The following is a 16,247-nucleotide window of genomic DNA, read 5'->3' as shown; positions in this document are numbered from 1 at the left end:
CTGCGCCTTCTGCTCGTCGGTGCCGAACCCGACGAGGACCTGCCCGGCGATGCCGTTGTTGGTGCCGAACATCGACCGCAGCGACAGCGTGGTGTAGCCCAGCTCCATCGCCAGCTCGGCGTCCTGCGCCAGGTTCAGGCCCAGCCCGCCCCACTCCTGCGGGATGGCGTACCCGAACAGGCCCATCTCCTTGGCCGCACTGCGGATGTCGTCCGGAATCGCGTTGGTGTCGGCGATCTCATCCTCGCGCGGCACCACGCGGGTGCGGACGAACTCGCGGACCTGCTTGAGGATGTCGACGAAGACGTCGTCGGGAACTTCCTGGTCGGTGATGTGCATGTAATCACTATGGCGCCGCCATTATGATCAGTCCAATACTTAATTGGTCGTTCTGAGATATCAGAATCGCAATGATCAGATCGGAGAGGTGAGCGTCGTGGACATCGCACAGCTTCGGGCCTTCCTGGCCGTCGCCGAAGAGCTTCACTTCGGACGGGCCGCCGAGAGACTCCACGTTGCCCAGCCCCCGTTGAGCCGCACGATCAAACAGCTCGAACGCGAACTCGGCACCGTGTTGTTCGACCGCAACACCCGGTCGGTGAAACTCACCGCGAGCGGAGAGGCCCTCGTCGGTCCCGCGCAGGAAGTGCTCGACGCTCTGCGCCGTGCCGAGGCTTCGGTGCGCGCGGCCGACGACGGCGATGTCGGCCTCGTCCGGATCGCCTTCGCCGGCGTGTCGACCCACCAGCTCGTCGCCCGGCTCGCCCGCGTGGTGCGCTCCCAGCGGCCGGGCATCCGACTCGAGCTCTCCAGCCAGAATTTCGCCCAGCCGGCGATGACGAGACTCGTGCACGGCGACACCGACATCGCACTGGGCCGCTGGGACATCGTCCCCGCCGAGATCTCCGCACGCGTCGTGATGCCGGACTCCCTCGTCGTCGCGCTGCCCGACACCCACCCGCTGGCCGGCGCGCGCCGGTTGTCGATTGCCCAGCTTGCCGCGGAAAGCTTCGTCTCCCTCCCACCGCACGAAGGTGCGGTGCTCCCCGACCGGTTGCGGCGGCTCGCGCACGCGGGCGGGTTCGTTGCCGACGTCGTCCAGGTCGCCCCCGATACGCAGACCGCCCTGGCGCTGGTCAGCGCCGAGGTCGGGTGCCACCTGACGTTGGCGTCCGTGGCGAGCAACGTCACCGATCCCCATGTCGTCTTCGTTCCGCTCGACGAGTCGAGCCCCGACGTCGACCTACGCGTGGCGTGGCGACGTGACGACACCAATCCCGCGCTGCACGTGGTGCTGAAGGTGGTGCTCGGGTTCGCCGATGCAGCGAACGGCTGACGACCGAAAGACCCCGAGCCGCCGCACCGGGCTCAGAGCGAACCTTCACCGCCGTCCACTCCGAAACGGCGATTCGCGGCGCTCCTCGCGCTCCACTTCGGCCCTGCCCTACCGGGGTGCGGGGGCGGCAGACTCGCCCCATCGCCGCCGCCCCGGAAAGGACCCCACGTGAGCGCCCCCTCCCTGTCCCAGCACACGACGACGCTGCGTTTCCTCGACTCCGCCGACGGCAGTCCACTCGGCTGCTTCGCCTCGTGGCCGAACCACCGGTTCACCCTCACCGACGTCGTCGACGTCCTGCGGCGCTTCGGTCTCCACGTGAGCGACCACCGGCCGCTGGACGAGCCGGGGACGCACCACTTCACGATCGCGCCGTCCGGAACCGCCGCTCCGGACGCCGGGGTGCTCGATCTGATCGCGGGCGCGTTCGTCGCGGGAGCCGAGGGCCGCACCGACATCGACGACTTCTCGATACTCGTTCTGCAGGAGGGTATCTCGTGGCGGTGGGTCGACCTGATCCGGGCAGCCGTCCGGTTCCTGGCGCAGGCCGGTATCGGCCTGTCGCCGACGTACATGCTCGGCTGCCTGACGGCCACCCCCGGCTACGCCGCGGCCCTCGCCGCACTGTTCGACGCCCGGTTCCGCCCCGGGCTGCCCGACCGGGAAGCCGCCGTCGCCGCCGCGGCCTCGGCGGTGGCCGGCCACATCGATCGCGCCGCGACCTTCGACCTCGACCGGACCCTGCGAGGGCTGCGCTCGTTCGTCGACGCGACCCTGCGTACCAACTGGTTCCAGAGCGGGGGCACCAAACCGTACGCGTCGTTCAAGCTCGATCCGTCCGCGCTGACCGTCGGCGGCGCGATCGTGCCGTTGCGGGAGATCTACGTCCACTCCCGCGACGTCGAGGGTGTGCACGTGCGGGCCGAGCTCGTCGCGCGGGGCGGGCTGCGGTTCTCCGAACGCCCGGAGGACTACCGCACCGAGGTCCTCGGACTGATGGCGACCCAGGCCGTCAAGAACGCACCCATCGTCCCCGGCGGCGCCAAGGGCGCCTTCGTGATCCGCCCCGGATCCACCGCGGACCTCACCACCGCATACACCACCTTCATCCGCGGCCTGCTCGACGTCGTCGACAACATCGTCGACGGAGCGCCGACCACCCCGGCCGACACCGTCGCCTACGACGGCGCGGACGCCTACCTGGTGGTCGCCGCCGACAAGGGCACCGCCCGCATGTCCGACACGGCGAACGCCGTTGCCGCCGAATACGGTTACTGGCTCGGCGACGCCTTCGCCTCGGGCGGGTCGGCCGGCTACGACCACAAGGCGATGGGCATCACCGCCCGCGGCGCGTGGGTGGCCGTGCGGCACCGCTTCGCCGAACTCGGACACGACGTCGACACGCAGACCTTCACCGTCGCGGGCATCGGCGACATGTCGGGCGACGTCTTCGGCAACGGCATGCTGCTCAGCGACCGCATCCGCCTCGTCGCGGCCTTCGACCACCGGCACATCTTCCTCGACCCCGACCCGGACGCTGCCGCCTCCCACCGCGAGCGCGCGCGTCTGTTCGCGCTGCCGCGCTCGTCCTGGGCCGACTACGACCCCGCGGCGATCTCCGCGGGTGGCGGCGTGTGGCCGCGCACCGCCAAGGCCGTGCCGCTGTCCGCCGCCGCCCGCGCGGCCCTCGGGATCGACGCCGAGACCCTGACGCCCGACGAGCTGATCAAGGCCGTGCTCCGCGCACCCGTGGACCTGCTGTGGAACGGCGGTGTCGGCACGTACGTGAAGGCCTCCGGCGAGACGCACGGCGACGCCGCCGATCCCGCCAACGACCGGGTCCGGGTCGACGCCTGCGAGGTGCGTGCGCGCATCGTCGGCGAAGGCGGCAATCTCGGCTTCACCCGCGCCGCACGTGTCGAGTACGCGCGCCACGGCGGCCGCTGCGACGGCGACTTCATCGACAACGCTGCCGGCGTTGCCACCTCCGACCGGGAGGTCAACATCAAGATCGCGGTCGATCGCGCGGTCGCGGCCGGAACGCTGGCGCCCGGACAGCGGGAGACGCTGCTCGCCGCGGTGACCGACGACGTGGCCGAGGCCGTGCTCACGGCGTCCCGGGATCAGGTGCTGGCCCTGGGTTGCAGCGAGCACGACGCCCCGGCGCTGCTCACCCAGCACGAGCGGCTGATCGAGGATCTGGCGCGGGCCGGCCGGATCGCCCGCGACGGCGACGGCCTGCCGCCGACGGCGGAGATCCGGGAGCGGAGCCGGGCGGGAACGGGCCTGCGGCGACCGGAACTCGCTGTGCTGCTGGCGCAGTCGAAGAACGTCGTCGCGAGCGAGCTGGCCGCGTCGTCGCTGCCGGACTCCCCGGCCTGCACCCCGTGGGCCGAGAACTACTTCCCCGCCGAGATTCTGGCCCGCGCCGGAAGGGGCGTGGCCGGGCATCCGCTGCGCCGGGAGATCGTCGTCGCGTCGCTCGCGGACGAGCTCGTCAACCGTCTCGGCCCGGGAGCCCTGTACCGGCTCGAGGAACGGTTCGGCGCCGCCACCGCGGACTCGGCGCTCGCCTACGTGGTGGTCAGCCGGGTGCTGCACACCGAGGACATCCGAACCCGGATCCTCGCGGCAGGCTCCGATGCACGCAGCACGCTGGCGGAGCTGAGCGCGCTCGCGCGCGTCGTCGAGGCCGAGATGGCATGGTTGCTGCGCCACACCGCCCGCCGGGCGCTCCGCGACGTGCTCACGGGTGCGTGCGACGACGCGGACACACCGGAGGCTCTCGTGGCGCTCTTCGCCGCGCCCGTCGCCGCCGCACTGGGCGACCGGCCGTCGGCCGAGGACTGCCGCGGCGCGCTCGCGAACGCGGCGGTGGCGTTGCGCCTGGGCACCGACCCCGCCCGTGTCGCCGCGGCCCGGGACGCACTGATCGACAGCCTTCACATCCGTTGGCTTCTGGACGGTTTCGCCACCCGCGTCCGCGGCTCCTACTGGGAGGCCATGGGTGCGGCAGCCCTGCGCGACGAGATCTCCGACCGCCTCGACGCGCTCGTCGTCACCGCGCTCGACGGGAGTGCCGCGGACCCGACCGGTCGCGCGCACCGTCTCGTGCGACTCCTCGACCGGCTCCGCGGTGAGGACGCGGTGGACACCGCACGGCTGGCCGTGATCGCCGGGGAGCTGCGCCTGCTCGACCGTTGAGCGTGTGCCCCGCAGGGACGGGACCCTGTGTGCGGCATGGTGCTATGTCGTGGTCGATGCGTGGTCTTCGCGCTCGGTCACCTGCGACGAAGTCCGTTGCTCGTGAGGGCGCCCTCGACCGTCGTGCCGACGGTCGAGGGCGCCGACGAGATGCTTACGCGTCATCCTGCCGCTTGGCTGCTTCCCGTCCCGCGAGGTAACCGAACACCAGCCCGAGCGAGATCGTCCCTCCGGCGCCTCCGTAGAAGCCCTTCGTGGGTGCGCCTCCTGCGTTGCCGGCGGCGTACAGGCCTGGAATGACCTTGCCTTCGGTATTCAGCGCGCGTCCGAGTGCGTCGGTCTTCGGGCCGCCCACGGTGCCGAGCGCGCTGGCCTGGACCTCGAGCGCGTAGTACGGCGCGGTGTCGACCGGTCCCAGCACGCTCGACTTCGGGCTCTTCAGCATAGGTCGGATGATCTTCGCCAGGGGCCCGACCACGAGGGAACGCACGCGTTCGGGGTCGTTCTTCTTCGCCACCCGTCCGGCGAGCTTGCTCACGATCGGACCGATCGCCGCAGCGATGCCCATCCGCGCCTTTGCGGTGGCGGCGGGGAACCGCGCGTCGGGCGAGTTCTTGCCCAGCCGGGGATAGTAGGCGCCGAAGTAGCGGTCGAACAAGGTGTCCCCGCGGTGGAACTGCGGGTCGCGAGCTCGGGCGGCCTCGGGATTGAACCGGTCGACCGTGCGGAGCAGCCCCACCTCGTCGACCCCGATCTTGTCCGCGAGTTCCGACAGGGTGTCGGCGCGGTGGAGGTAGTCGGGCACCTCTCCGCCCGGCGTGACGCCGAAGATCCCGAACTTCGTCCAGTACTTGTGGTCGAAGATCAGCCAGGCCGTGGCATTGGGCATGGTGCCCGTCTCCGGGTCGACCTCGCGCATGATCTGCCCGAACTGGTCGTAGGCCAGGGCCTCGTTCGCGAAGCGCTCACCCTTGCTGTTGACCATGATGCTGTGCGGCAGCGCTCGCTCGCCCAGGAACACACGACTGAGCGGGCGGCCCTCCAGCTCTTCACCGGGCAGCTGCACGCCGGGCATCCACCAGGCGTCCTCCATGCCGGTCAGATCAGCGCCCACCTCCTGCGCCAGCTGCACCGCGATGCCGTCGTGGCCCTGGGGGGAGACCTGCACGCCGAAGGGCGCGTCGAGATAGGTCGTGGTGATCTCGGTCGAGCTCTCGAACCCGCCGCTGGCCAGCAGGACCCCCCGGGTGGCGCGCACCGTGTGCTCGGCGCCGTCGGCCCGCACGACGATCCCCCGCACCCCCGACTCGTCGGTGACAAGCCGGGTCGCGGGCGTCTCGACGCGAACGTCGACGCCGTTGCGCAGGCTCGCCTCGAGCAAGGCTCCGATCAAGGCCGGTCCCGCGAGCCAGACGTCGTCGATGCCGATCCCGCCCAGCAACCAGAACGGGAGCGGGTTCTTGGCCATGCCCGTGGTCAGGGCCGGTCGCACGTACTTCGCGTTCTCCCCGAGTCCCTCCGGGGAGTACGGGCCGGGGAACAGTGCCCGACCGACGGACGCGCCGTCGATGTCGGAGCGGTAGTCCGGCCAGATCGTCGGTATCCACCCGAAGGAGGTGTGTTCTTCGATGAACCGGGCGACGTGCGGTCCGGTCTCCAGGAACTTCTCCACCAGGTCGTGGTCGAGGATCCGGTCGCGACCTTGGCCGTAGATGTACCGACGCGCCTGGTCCAGGTCGTCGTGCACCTTCAGGTCCTTGGTCGAGAAGCCGTGGTTGGGGATCCAGGCGGCACCCGCCGAGATCCCGGTGGCGCCCCCGACGATCTCCCGGGACTCGACCACGAGGACTCGTGCACCCTCCTTGGCGGCGGTGAGCGCCGCCATCAGGCCTGCGCCGCCGGACCCGACGATCGCCACGTCCACCTCGTCGGGGATGCCCTTCTGGGACACGGTCCCGATGGAGCCGCTGCGCTTGGTCGAACTGCTAACCATGATCCTCCGTACGGTCGGTTTCGGTCACGACCCTCCCGATCGGAAAGGCGCGACGCGCGTCATATAGTTGATTACTCAATCATATAGTTGAACACTCAACCACATGCGCATATTCCCGTCCGGAGTCACCCCGTGAAGGCCACTCGGACTTCCCCGGGAACGGTGCCGTGCCGGCTCCGACGACATTCCAGCCGGCTGGACGAACTCGCCCGCAACGTGAAGGGCCGACTACGGCTGCAGCACTACGCCGTTTCCAGCTACCTAGGGCGCCGGTTCCCCGATCAGCAGGGCGAGCAGCAGCTCGGCCCGGACGCGGGCGTCACCGAGGTCGACGCCGAGCACCTGCTCGGCCTTGGCGATCCGGCTGCGCAGGGTGTGCCGGTGTACCTCCAGGGCCGCGGCCGCCGCCTCCCATTGCCCGTTCGCCTCGAGGAACGCCCGCAGCGACGCGACGAGCCTGGTCCCCCGACCGCGGTCGTAGTCGGCGAGAGCGGAAACAGTGGACGCAGCCACGGATTCGAGTACGGCCCGCACCGCCGGGGAGGCGAGCAGGGCGGTTCCGTGCGTGGCGTCGAACTCGACGAGGTGATGGGCCGCGTCCGCCGCGGCCACGGCGTGTTCGGCCTGCTCGACGGCGCGGCGGGTGTCGGCGAGCCGGTGCGCGGCGCTGAGCCCGGCGCGGAGGGTGCGCGCCTGCGGCGGGGCGAGGTCCGCCAGTAGCGCCGCCACGTCGGACAGCGTGTCCTCACCGCGCAGCAGCACGGTGAGCGCCTCGTCGCCGCTGCGCGCGTACAGCGGGCGCTGCCGGGCGCCGAGACCGGCGTCCAGCACGCGCCGCACGTCGGCCGCGGCCGGGGTGTGCAGACGCAGGATCCGGATGCGGTTGCGGACGCCGACCGCGTCGGCGAGATACTCCAAGGCGTCGCCGGAGTCGAGGACGTCGTCGACGAGCAGGCCGAATGCCTTCGCGCCCAGCGCATTCCGCTCCGCGCGCAGCCGCCGCGGCTTGTCCAGCTCGAGGGTGACGAGGGAGACGGCGTGGCCGATCAGGACGAGTTCGACGTTCTCGAGCGGGCGGTCGGCCTGGACGGCCAGGTGTCCGCTGACGAGGCCGGCGTGCGTGACCGGTTGCACCGTCAGCGTCCGGCCGGGCCGGCTCGTGGTGACCGAACCGGCGCCGTCCCGGCGCAGCTCCGAGATCTGCTCTGCCAGCTCCGCCGCGGCCTCGGGGTGGGCGACCACCTCCCCGCTGCGCGCGTCGAGGTAGGCGACGGCGGCGCTGGTGGCGACGGCCAGTTCCCGCACGATCGCGGCCACGCCGCCGCGCAGCGCGGCGCGGGTGATGCGCACCTGGGTGTCGGCGGCGCGGCGCACCAGCTCGTACTGCTGTTCGGCGAGCCGGGCGGTGACGGCACGGCTCACGGCGGCGAACGGCGTCGTGTACGGCACCTCCAGCAGCGCCAGCCCCACCGCGTCGGCCGCCTCGAGCACCGACTGCGGGATCCGCTCGTGCGACAGCCCGGTGCCGAACCCCAGGGCGGCGACGCCCGCCACCGCGAGGCGGCGCACGTAGTCACCGCCCTCCTCCGGCTGCAGTCCCAGGCCGGTGGTGAGGACGAGTTCCCCGCCGGAGAGCCAGGGCCGCGGGTCCAGCAGTTCGGTGGGCTGGACGAAGCCGATCGGCCGATCCTTCCCGGCCCGGCCGCCGCGCAGTGTCAATCCCAGTCCCGGTTGCCGCAGCAGCCAGGCGATGCCGACGCTCATGAGGCCATCGTAAGACCGCTCGACGAAATGGCGCGGTGCGATTCACCGGGTTGTACGAATCGGCCCTGTCTCGGGTCCGCGGACGCTCCCATACTCGAATCGTCTCTACGCCGCCGAGCCCGAGGAAGTCCCCCATGACGAGCATCGAATACCGCCTTCCGCAGCAGCGTCGCCTGGTCACCGCGCTGCCCGGCCCGCGCTCGGCGGCACTGACCGAGCGTCGCCGCACGGCCGTCGGGGCGGGTGTGGCCTCCTCCGTGCCGGTCTACGCCGCCGACGTCGACGGCGGCATCGTCGTCGACGTCGACGGCAACGCCCTGATCGACCTCGGTTCCGGCATCGCGGTCACCAGTGTCGGCGCCTCGGACCCGGCGGTCGTGGCGGCGGTGCAGGAGCAGGTCGCGCACTTCACGCACACCTGCTTCATGGTCACTCCCTACGAGGGCTACATCGCCGTCGCCGAGAAGCTCGCGGCCCTGACCCCCGGCGACCACGCCAAGCGCACGGTGCTGTTCAACAGCGGCGCGGAGGCGGTGGAGAACGCGGTCAAGATCGCCCGCGTCGCGACCGGTCGCAGCGCCGTGGTGGTCTTCGACCACGCCTACCACGGCCGCACCAACCTGACGATGGCGCTGACCGCGAAGAACCAGCCCTACAAGGAGGGCTTCGGCCCGTTCGCCCCCGACATCCACCGCGTGCCGGCGTCGTACCCGTTCCGCGAGGGCCGCAACTACGACGGCACCGAGGTCACCGGTGAGCAGGCCGCCCACCGCGCGATCGCGCAGATCGACAAGCAGATCGGTGCGCACAACGTCGCCGCGATCGTGCTCGAGCCCATCCAGGGCGAGGGCGGATTCATCGTGCCGGCCAAGGGTTTCCTGCCGACCCTCGTCGACTGGGCGAAGGCCAACGGCATCGTCTTCGTCGCCGACGAGGTGCAGACCGGCTTCGCGCGCACGGGCGACTGGTTCGCCAGCAATGACGAGAACGTCGTGCCGGACCTGATGACCCTCGCCAAGGGCATCGCCGGCGGCATGCCGCTCGCCGCGGTGACCGGCCGCGCCGAGCTGATCGACGCCGTCCACGGCGGCGGCCTCGGCGGCACCTACGGCGGCAACCCCGTCGCGTGCGCCGCGGCGCTGGCCACGCTGGACCGGATCGAGCAGCTGGACCTGTGCGGCCGCGCCCGGCGCATCGAGCAGATCGCCACCGAGCGGCTGCGGGCGCTCGCCGCGGACGTCGACATCGTCGGCGAGGTCCGCGGCCGCGGCGCGATGCTCGCCGTCGAGTTCGTGCAGCCCGGCACGCGCGAGCCGAATCCGGAGGCCACCAAGGCGATCGCCGCGAAGGCGCTCGAGCAGGGTGTCATCGTGCTCACCTGCGGCACCTACGGCAACGTCGTCCGCCTGCTGCCGCCGCTGGTGATCTCCGACGAGCTGCTCACCGACGGCCTCGACGTTCTCGCCTCCGCCGTCCGCGACGTCGCGGGCGTGCGCCCGACCCTGGCAGGAGCCACCCGATGACCCACACCCTCCCCGCGGGCGTCCCGACCCGGCTCTGGCTGGGCGGCAAGCTCACCGACTCGTCCACCGGCGCGACGTTCCCCGTCGAGGACCCCGCCACCGGCGCGGTGCTCGCCGACGTCGCCGACGCCTCCGCCGACGACGGGCTGCGCGCCCTCGACCTCGCCGTCGCCGCGCAGGCCGAGTGGGCCGCGACCCCGCCCCGGGTGCGCGGCGAGATCCTGCGCACCGCCTTCGAACTCGTCCACGCCCGCGCCGACGACTTCGCCCGCGTCATCACCCTCGAGATGGGCAAGACCGTCGCCGAGGCCCGCGGCGAGGTGAACTACGGCGCCGAGTTCCTGCGCTGGTTCGCCGAGGAGGCCGTGCGCATCGGCGGCCGCACCGCCACCGCCCCGGCCGGGAACGGGCGCATCCTCGTCACCAAGGAACCGGTCGGGCCCGTCCTGGCGATCACCCCGTGGAACTTCCCGCTGGCGATGGCCACCCGCAAGATCGGCCCGGCCCTGGCCGCGGGCTGCCCGATCCTGGTCAAGCCGGCCGCCGAGACCCCGCTGACGATGCTGCTGCTCGGGCAGGTCTTCGCCGACGCCGGCCTGCCGGCCGGGGTGCTGTCGATCCTGCCCGCCTCGGACGCCGCCGCCCTCACCGGGCCGCTGCTCACCGACGCGCGGCTGCGCAAGATCACCTTCACCGGCTCCACCGGCGTCGGCAAGCTGCTGGTCCGCCAGTCCGCCGACCGGCTGCTGCGCACCTCCATGGAACTCGGCGGCAACGCCCCGTTCCTGGTGTTCGACGACGCCGACGTCGACGCCGCCGTGGACGGCGCGATGGCCGCGAAGATGCGCAACGGCGGCGAGGCCTGCACCGCCGCCAACCGCTTCCACGTCGCCCGCAGCGTCGCCGGCGAGTTCACCGACAAGCTCACCGCCCGCATCGCGGCGCTGCGCACCGGCCACGGCCTCGACGACGGCACCGACCTCGGCCCGCTGATCACCGCCCGGCAGCGCGCCACGGTCGAGGCACTGGTGCGCGACGCCGTCGAGCGCGGCGCCCGGGTCCGCACCGGCGGGCAGATCCCCGACGGACCCGGCACGTTCTACCCGCCGACCGTGCTCGACGAGGTGCCGGCCGACGCGCGGCTGCTGCGCGAGGAGATCTTCGGACCGGTCGCGGCGATCACCGTCTTCGACACCGAGGACGAGGCGATCGCCGCCGCCAACGCCACCGAATACGGCCTGGCCGCCTACTTCTACACCCGCGACCTCGACCGCGCGATGCGCGTGGCGGCCGCGCTGAAGACCGGCATGGTCGGCGTCAACCGCGGCATCATCTCCGACGTCGCCGCCCCGTTCGGCGGCGTCAAGGAGTCCGGTTTCGGCCGCGAAGGCGCGGCCGAGGGCATCGAGGAGTACCTCGACACCAAGTACATCGCCCTGTAGGCCCGCGGCGGGACGCCCCGCCCGCAATCGAATACCGGCTCGGTCCGGGATCGCGGCACGCCGCCGATCCCGGACCGAGCCGTATCCTCTTGCAGCTCAGTCCTTCCGGAGCAGCTCCAGGCGCGCCCCGAGTCCGGCGATCATCGCGTCGAGTCCGGCGTCGAAACCGGCGTCCGGGGTGTAGTGGCCGCCCGATCCGGCGAACGCGTCGATCGCCGCGGTGAACACCGGGCTGTCGCCGGCGAGGTCGGCGGTGTCGAAGATGTCGGCCGGTGCGTTGGCGTCGAGCGCGGAGCCGAAGATGAACGACTCCAGCGCGACGACGACCGGCACGATCGTGTCGATCGGCCACCCGGCCTCGGCGAAGCCTGCGGCCACCGCCTCGTACACCGCCAGGGTGCGGGGCGCGCCCGCGACGGGCATCACGGCGATCACCGGGACCAGCGGCGCGTGCCGGGCGAACACGTCCCGGTAGGACAGGGCCCACCGCCGCGTCGCCACCGCCCACGGCTCGGCGCCGAAGCCGCTCACGTCGACCTTCGTCATGAGGTCCTCCTGCACCCACAGCAGGACGTCCTGCTTCGAGCTCACGTGGTTGTACAGGGCGGACGGGGCCACACCGAGGGCACGGGCGAGCTTGGCGACGGTGAAGGCGTCGTAGCCGCCCTGCTCGATCACGTCGAGCGCCGCGTCGGTGATCGCCTGCCGAGAAAGCACTTTCGTCGACGGCCGGCCGGCGCGTCGATGCGTCCCCTCTCCCACGCCGCTCCCCTTCGCCTCACGATTCCGGCCACGAATTGCCGCGAAGGTCTTCTCCTCGCGCCTCGATGAGGTTACAGTGTGATGCGACACATATGAATGTCGTTCATTTTCTCGAAGGGGAATCCCATGAAATCCATCGAGCGTGACGTCGTCGTCGTCGGGGCGGGCCCGTCCGGCCTGACCGCCGCCTACCGCCTCCGGCAGGCGGGCCTGCGGGTCGCCGTCCTCGAAGCCCGCGACCGCGTCGGCGGCCGCACCTGGACCGACACGATCGACGGAGCGATGCTCGAGATCGGCGGTCAGTGGGTGTCCCCCGACCAGACCGCCCTGATCGCGCTCCTCGACGAACTGGGCCTGCGCACGTTCTCCCGCTACCGCGAGGGCGAAAACATCTACCTCGACGCCGAGGGCCGGCCCGTCCGGTACCGCGGCGAGATGTTCCCCACGTCCGAGCACACCCGCGCCGAGATGGACAAGCTGATCGCGCTGCTCGACGAACTCGCCGCCGACATCGGCCCCCAGGAGCCGTGGGCGCATCCGCGGGCGCGGGAACTCGACACCGTCTCCTTCCACCACTGGTTGCGGGCCAACTCCGACGACGAGGAGGCGTGCAACAATATCGGGCTGTTCATCGCCGGGGGCATGCTCACCAAGCCGGCCCACGCGTTCTCCGCGCTGCAGGCGATCCTCATGGCGGCCTCCGCGGGCTCGTTCAGCAACCTCGTGGACGAGGACTTCATCCTCGACCAGCGTGTCGTGGGCGGCATGCAGCAGGTGTCGCAGCGGCTCGCCGAAAAGCTCGGCGACGACGTCTTTCTCGACAACCCGGTCCGGACCCTGCACTGGTCCGAGGGCGAAGAACCGGGCGCGCCCGGGCACGTGCGGGCGGTGGCCGACGGCGTCACCGTCGATGCCCGGTTCGCCGTGCTGGCCGTGCCACCGAACCTGTACTCCCGGATCTCCTACGTCCCGCCGCTGCCGCGCCGCCAGCACCAGATGCACCAGCACCAGTCCCTCGGTCTCGTCATCAAGGTGCATGCCGTGTACGACACGCCGTTCTGGCGCGAGGACGGCCTGTCCGGCACGTGCTTCGGCGCCGGGGCGCTCGTCCAGGAGATCTACGACAACACCAATTTCGAGGATCCGCGCGGCACCCTGGTGGCCTTCGTGGCGGACGAGAAGGCCGACGCCGTCTTCGAACTCCCCGCCGAGGAGCGCAAGGCCGCGATCCTCTCGTCCATGGCCGGCTACCTCGGCGAGAAGGCGCTGAGCCCGGTCGTCTACTACGAATCCGACTGGGGCTCCGAGGAGTGGACCCGCGGAGCCTACGCGGCGAGCTACGACCTCGGCGGCCTGCACCGCTACGGCAAGGACCAGCTCACCCCCGTCGGTCCGATCCTCTTCTCGTCGTCCGACCTCGCCGCGGAGGGCTACCAGCACGTCGACGGAGCCGTGCGCATGGGCGAGGACACGGCCCGGCGCATCCTCGGCGCCCTCGGCTCCCGCTCGGCCGCGGCCGCGGTGGCCGGCGCCCCGGCACGCTGACCGTCCCTCGCGGCCCGACCGCCGCGAAACCGAAGAACCTGTTTTACACCACTTTTCACGACTCCTTCGGCGCGCCCGTCGCGGCGCCCGACGCGCTCACAACGACGTGAGCGTTCCGGTCGCGGCGGCGCCGCCCCTCCGGCGGCGCCGCCGGCTTCCGAGCTTGCGCTCCCACCCCGCCGCCGGACCCCTGGCCGGGCACCCGCGGCGCGGCCCACACTGATCACCAGAGATCCCTGCCCCTCCCACCCGGCCGGGCAGGCTTCCGAGAGGACCCCCCATGACCGACATCCGCGAGAACTACATCGACGGCGCGTTCGTGCCCTCGACGGCCACGGAATCCCTGCCGCTGATCGACCCGGTCGACGAGTCCCTCGTGGGCTCGATCCCGGTGTCGACCGACACCGACGTCGACGCCGCGGTGGCGGCCGCGCAGCGCGCGTTCCGGAGCTGGGGCAGGACCACCCCCAAGGAACGCCAGACGGCGCTGCTGAAGCTCGCCGACGCCCTCGAGGAGCACTGCGACGAACTCGTCGAGGCCGAGTGCCGCAACACCGGCCAGCCGAAGTCCATGATCGCGGACGAGGAGGTCAAGGTCGGCGCGGATCAGCTGCGCTTCTTCGCCGGCGCGGCCCGCCTGCTCGAGGGCAAGGCGGCCGGCGAGTACATGGAGGGCCACACCTCCTACGTGCGGCGCGAGCCGATCGGTGTGGTCGGCCAGGTCACGCCGTGGAACTACCCGCTGATGATGGCGCTGTGGAAGATCGGTCCCGCGCTCGCCGCCGGCAACACGATCGTGCTCAAGCCCAGCGACACCACCCCGGACAGCACGCTGGTGCTGGCCCGCCTGACCCAGGGCATCCTGCCCGACGGTGTCTTCAACGTCGTACTCGGCAACGCCGCCACCGGGGCCGCCCTCGTCGACCATCCCGCGCTCGGCCTGGTGTCGATCACCGGCTCGGTCCGCGCGGGCATCGAGGTGGCGGTCTCCGCGGCCCGGCAGCTCAAGCGCGCCCACCTCGAACTCGGCGGCAAGGCCCCCGTCCTGGTGTTCGACGACGCCGACGTGGCCAAGACCGCCGAGGCCGTCGCGGCGGCCGCCTTCTTCAACGGTGGCCAGGACTGCACGGCCGCCACCCGGGTACTGGTCCACGAGTCCATCCACGACGACCTCGTCGACGCGCTGGCGCGCCAGGCCGAGCAGCTGCGACCGGGCCGGCCCGACGACCCCGACGCCTTCTACGGCCCGCTCAACAACGCCCAGCACTTCCAGCGCGTCACCGACAAGATCGCCGCCCTGCCCGCCTCGGCGACGATCGTCACCGGCGGCATGCGCGCCGGGGAGAAGGGCTTCTTCTTCGAGCCGACGATCGTCACCGGCGTGGACCAGCACGACCCCATCGTGCAGGACGAGACGTTCGGCCCGATTCTGACGGTGCAGTCCTTCGCCACCGAGGACGAGGCCGTCGCCCTGGCCAACGACGTCCGCTACGGGCTCGCCGCGAGCGTGTGGACCCGCGACCACGGGCGCACCCAGCGCCTGTCCGCCGCGCTGGACTTCGGGGCGGTGTGGATCAACTGCCACATTCCGCTCGTCGCGGAGATGCCCCACGGCGGATTCAAGCACTCCGGCTACGGCAAGGACCTCTCCGCCTACAGCGTCGAGGACTACACCCGCATCAAGCACGTGATGAGCACCCACGACTGACCTTGCGCGGCCCCACCGCGCCGTCGCCGGAGCCGGCACCCCCCCGGCTCCGGCTTCCCTACCGGATCGGAATCCCATGAGACTGGTTGTCGGATACCTCGCCACCCCCAGCGGCGCGGACGGGCTGGCGCTCGGCGTCCAGCTGGCCCGCAGCCTGGGCGCCGAACTCGACATCTGTATGGTCCTGCCCCCGGATCGCCCGGTGCCCTCCCGGGCACCCTCCGAGCCCGGGTACGAGGACGTCCTCGCCGGAACGGGCGAAGCGTGGCTCGCCCAGGCGGCGGCCACGGTGCCTGACGACGTGCGGGCACACACCCACCTGAGCTTCCACGAGTCCTTCGCGCAGGGCCTGCTCGACGAGGTGGCGCGGCTCGGCGCCCGCGCCGTCGTCGTCGGCGCCGCGGGCGACGGGCTCCTCGGCCGGCACTCCATCGGCACGGTGTCGTCCGAGCTGCTGCATTCCGCGCCCGTGCCGCTGGCCCTGGCACCGCGGGGATTCCGGCACTCCGCCGCCCCCCGGATCCGCGAGGTCACGTGCGCTCTCGGCACCCGCACCGGAGCGGACGTCCTGCTCCGGACCGCGGTGCGCGCCTGCGAGCACATGCGCACGCCGCTGCGGCTCGTCTCGCTCGTCGCGTTCGATCCGCACGGGGTCGGGCGCGGCGCGCATCCGTCCCACGAGCACGTGCTCGAATCGGCGCGGGCACATGCCCGGTGCGTCCTGGACACCGCACGCGCCCAGCTCCCCGACGACTTCCCGGTCGCCTCCCTCGTCGCGGACGGTGCGACCGTCGAATCGGCGGTGGCCACGCTGGAGTGGCGCGACGGCGACGTGGTGATGGTCGGCTCGAGCCGGCTCGCCCAGCCGCACCGGCTCTTCCTGGGTTCGACGGCAGCGAAGATGCTGCGGGTCGTTCCGGTGCCCATGGTCGTCGTTCCCGCACACGACCCCGAGAACAGTGAGTAGGCC

11 protein-coding genes are annotated in these 16,247 nt (G+C 71.7%); 7 read left to right on the top strand and 4 right to left on the bottom strand.

The genetic code is table 11. From position 1 onward, the window contains the following. Positions 1 to 339: acyl-CoA dehydrogenase family protein (locus ACWPOB_RS17540; protein ID WP_455401617.1), on the bottom strand; the 339-nt coding region annotated here is incomplete at its 3' end. Between the two features lie 97 nt (positions 340 to 436). On the opposite strand from ACWPOB_RS17540, the gene ACWPOB_RS17535 reads away from it, so the two are divergent. Both ACWPOB_RS17535 and ACWPOB_RS17530 read left to right on the top strand, forming a co-directional pair. Continuing rightward, on the top strand, positions 437 to 1,336 hold the full coding sequence (locus tag ACWPOB_RS17535) for a LysR substrate-binding domain-containing protein (RefSeq protein ID WP_100056570.1): 900 nt from the start codon (positions 437 to 439) through the stop codon (positions 1,334 to 1,336). Positions 1,337 to 1,504: 168 nt separating this feature from the next. Beyond that, a complete protein-coding gene (locus ACWPOB_RS17530; protein WP_455401616.1) occupies positions 1,505 to 4,540 on the top strand; it encodes an NAD-glutamate dehydrogenase domain-containing protein in 3,036 nt (1,011 codons plus the stop codon). Between the two features lie 154 nt (positions 4,541 to 4,694). On the opposite strand, the gene ACWPOB_RS17525 is transcribed toward ACWPOB_RS17530, so the two are convergent. Then, positions 4,695 to 6,533, bottom strand: coding sequence for an FAD-dependent oxidoreductase (locus ACWPOB_RS17525; RefSeq protein ID WP_455401615.1), 1,839 nt, complete (start codon positions 6,531 to 6,533; stop codon positions 4,695 to 4,697). A 261-nt stretch (positions 6,534 to 6,794) separates the two neighbouring features. Then, positions 6,795 to 8,297: a PucR family transcriptional regulator gene (locus tag ACWPOB_RS17520; RefSeq protein ID WP_455401614.1), complete on the bottom strand. Its 1,503-nt coding sequence runs from the start codon at positions 8,295 to 8,297 to the stop codon at positions 6,795 to 6,797. A 134-nt stretch (positions 8,298 to 8,431) separates the two neighbouring features. Here ACWPOB_RS17520 and gabT point away from each other — a divergent pair, with 134 nt between their 5' ends. Both gabT and ACWPOB_RS17510 read left to right on the top strand, forming a co-directional pair. After that, a complete protein-coding gene (gene gabT, locus ACWPOB_RS17515) occupies positions 8,432 to 9,820 on the top strand; it encodes a 4-aminobutyrate--2-oxoglutarate transaminase (RefSeq protein ID WP_455401613.1) in 1,389 nt (462 codons plus the stop codon). After that, entirely contained in the window at positions 9,817 to 11,262 is a 1,446-nt protein-coding gene (locus tag ACWPOB_RS17510; RefSeq protein ID WP_455401612.1) for an NAD-dependent succinate-semialdehyde dehydrogenase, read from the top strand. The genes gabT and ACWPOB_RS17510 overlap by 4 nt, the downstream gene beginning before the upstream one ends. Before the next feature lie 96 nt (positions 11,263 to 11,358). Here ACWPOB_RS17510 and ACWPOB_RS17505 read toward each other — a convergent pair whose 3' ends face one another. Continuing rightward, entirely contained in the window at positions 11,359 to 11,979 is a 621-nt protein-coding gene (locus tag ACWPOB_RS17505; RefSeq protein ID WP_455401611.1) for a TetR/AcrR family transcriptional regulator, read from the bottom strand. Between the two features lie 171 nt (positions 11,980 to 12,150). Here ACWPOB_RS17505 and ACWPOB_RS17500 point away from each other — a divergent pair, with 171 nt between their 5' ends. The 3 genes from ACWPOB_RS17500 (at position 12,151) to ACWPOB_RS17490 (ending at position 16,244) form a co-directional block, all read left to right on the top strand. Next, on the top strand, positions 12,151 to 13,569 hold the full coding sequence (locus ACWPOB_RS17500) for a flavin monoamine oxidase family protein (RefSeq protein WP_455401610.1): 1,419 nt from the start codon (positions 12,151 to 12,153) through the stop codon (positions 13,567 to 13,569). A 280-nt stretch (positions 13,570 to 13,849) separates the two neighbouring features. Then, on the top strand, positions 13,850 to 15,277 hold the full coding sequence (locus tag ACWPOB_RS17495; RefSeq protein WP_455401609.1) for a gamma-aminobutyraldehyde dehydrogenase: 1,428 nt from the start codon (positions 13,850 to 13,852) through the stop codon (positions 15,275 to 15,277). Positions 15,278 to 15,353: 76 nt separating this feature from the next. Next, entirely contained in the window at positions 15,354 to 16,244 is an 891-nt protein-coding gene (locus ACWPOB_RS17490) for a universal stress protein (RefSeq protein ID WP_455401608.1), read from the top strand. Positions 16,245 to 16,247: the final 3 nt, after the last annotated feature.

This window comes from Rhodococcus sp. 2H158, assembly GCF_053764755.1.
This window is presented reverse-complemented; position numbering and strand designations above follow the sequence as displayed.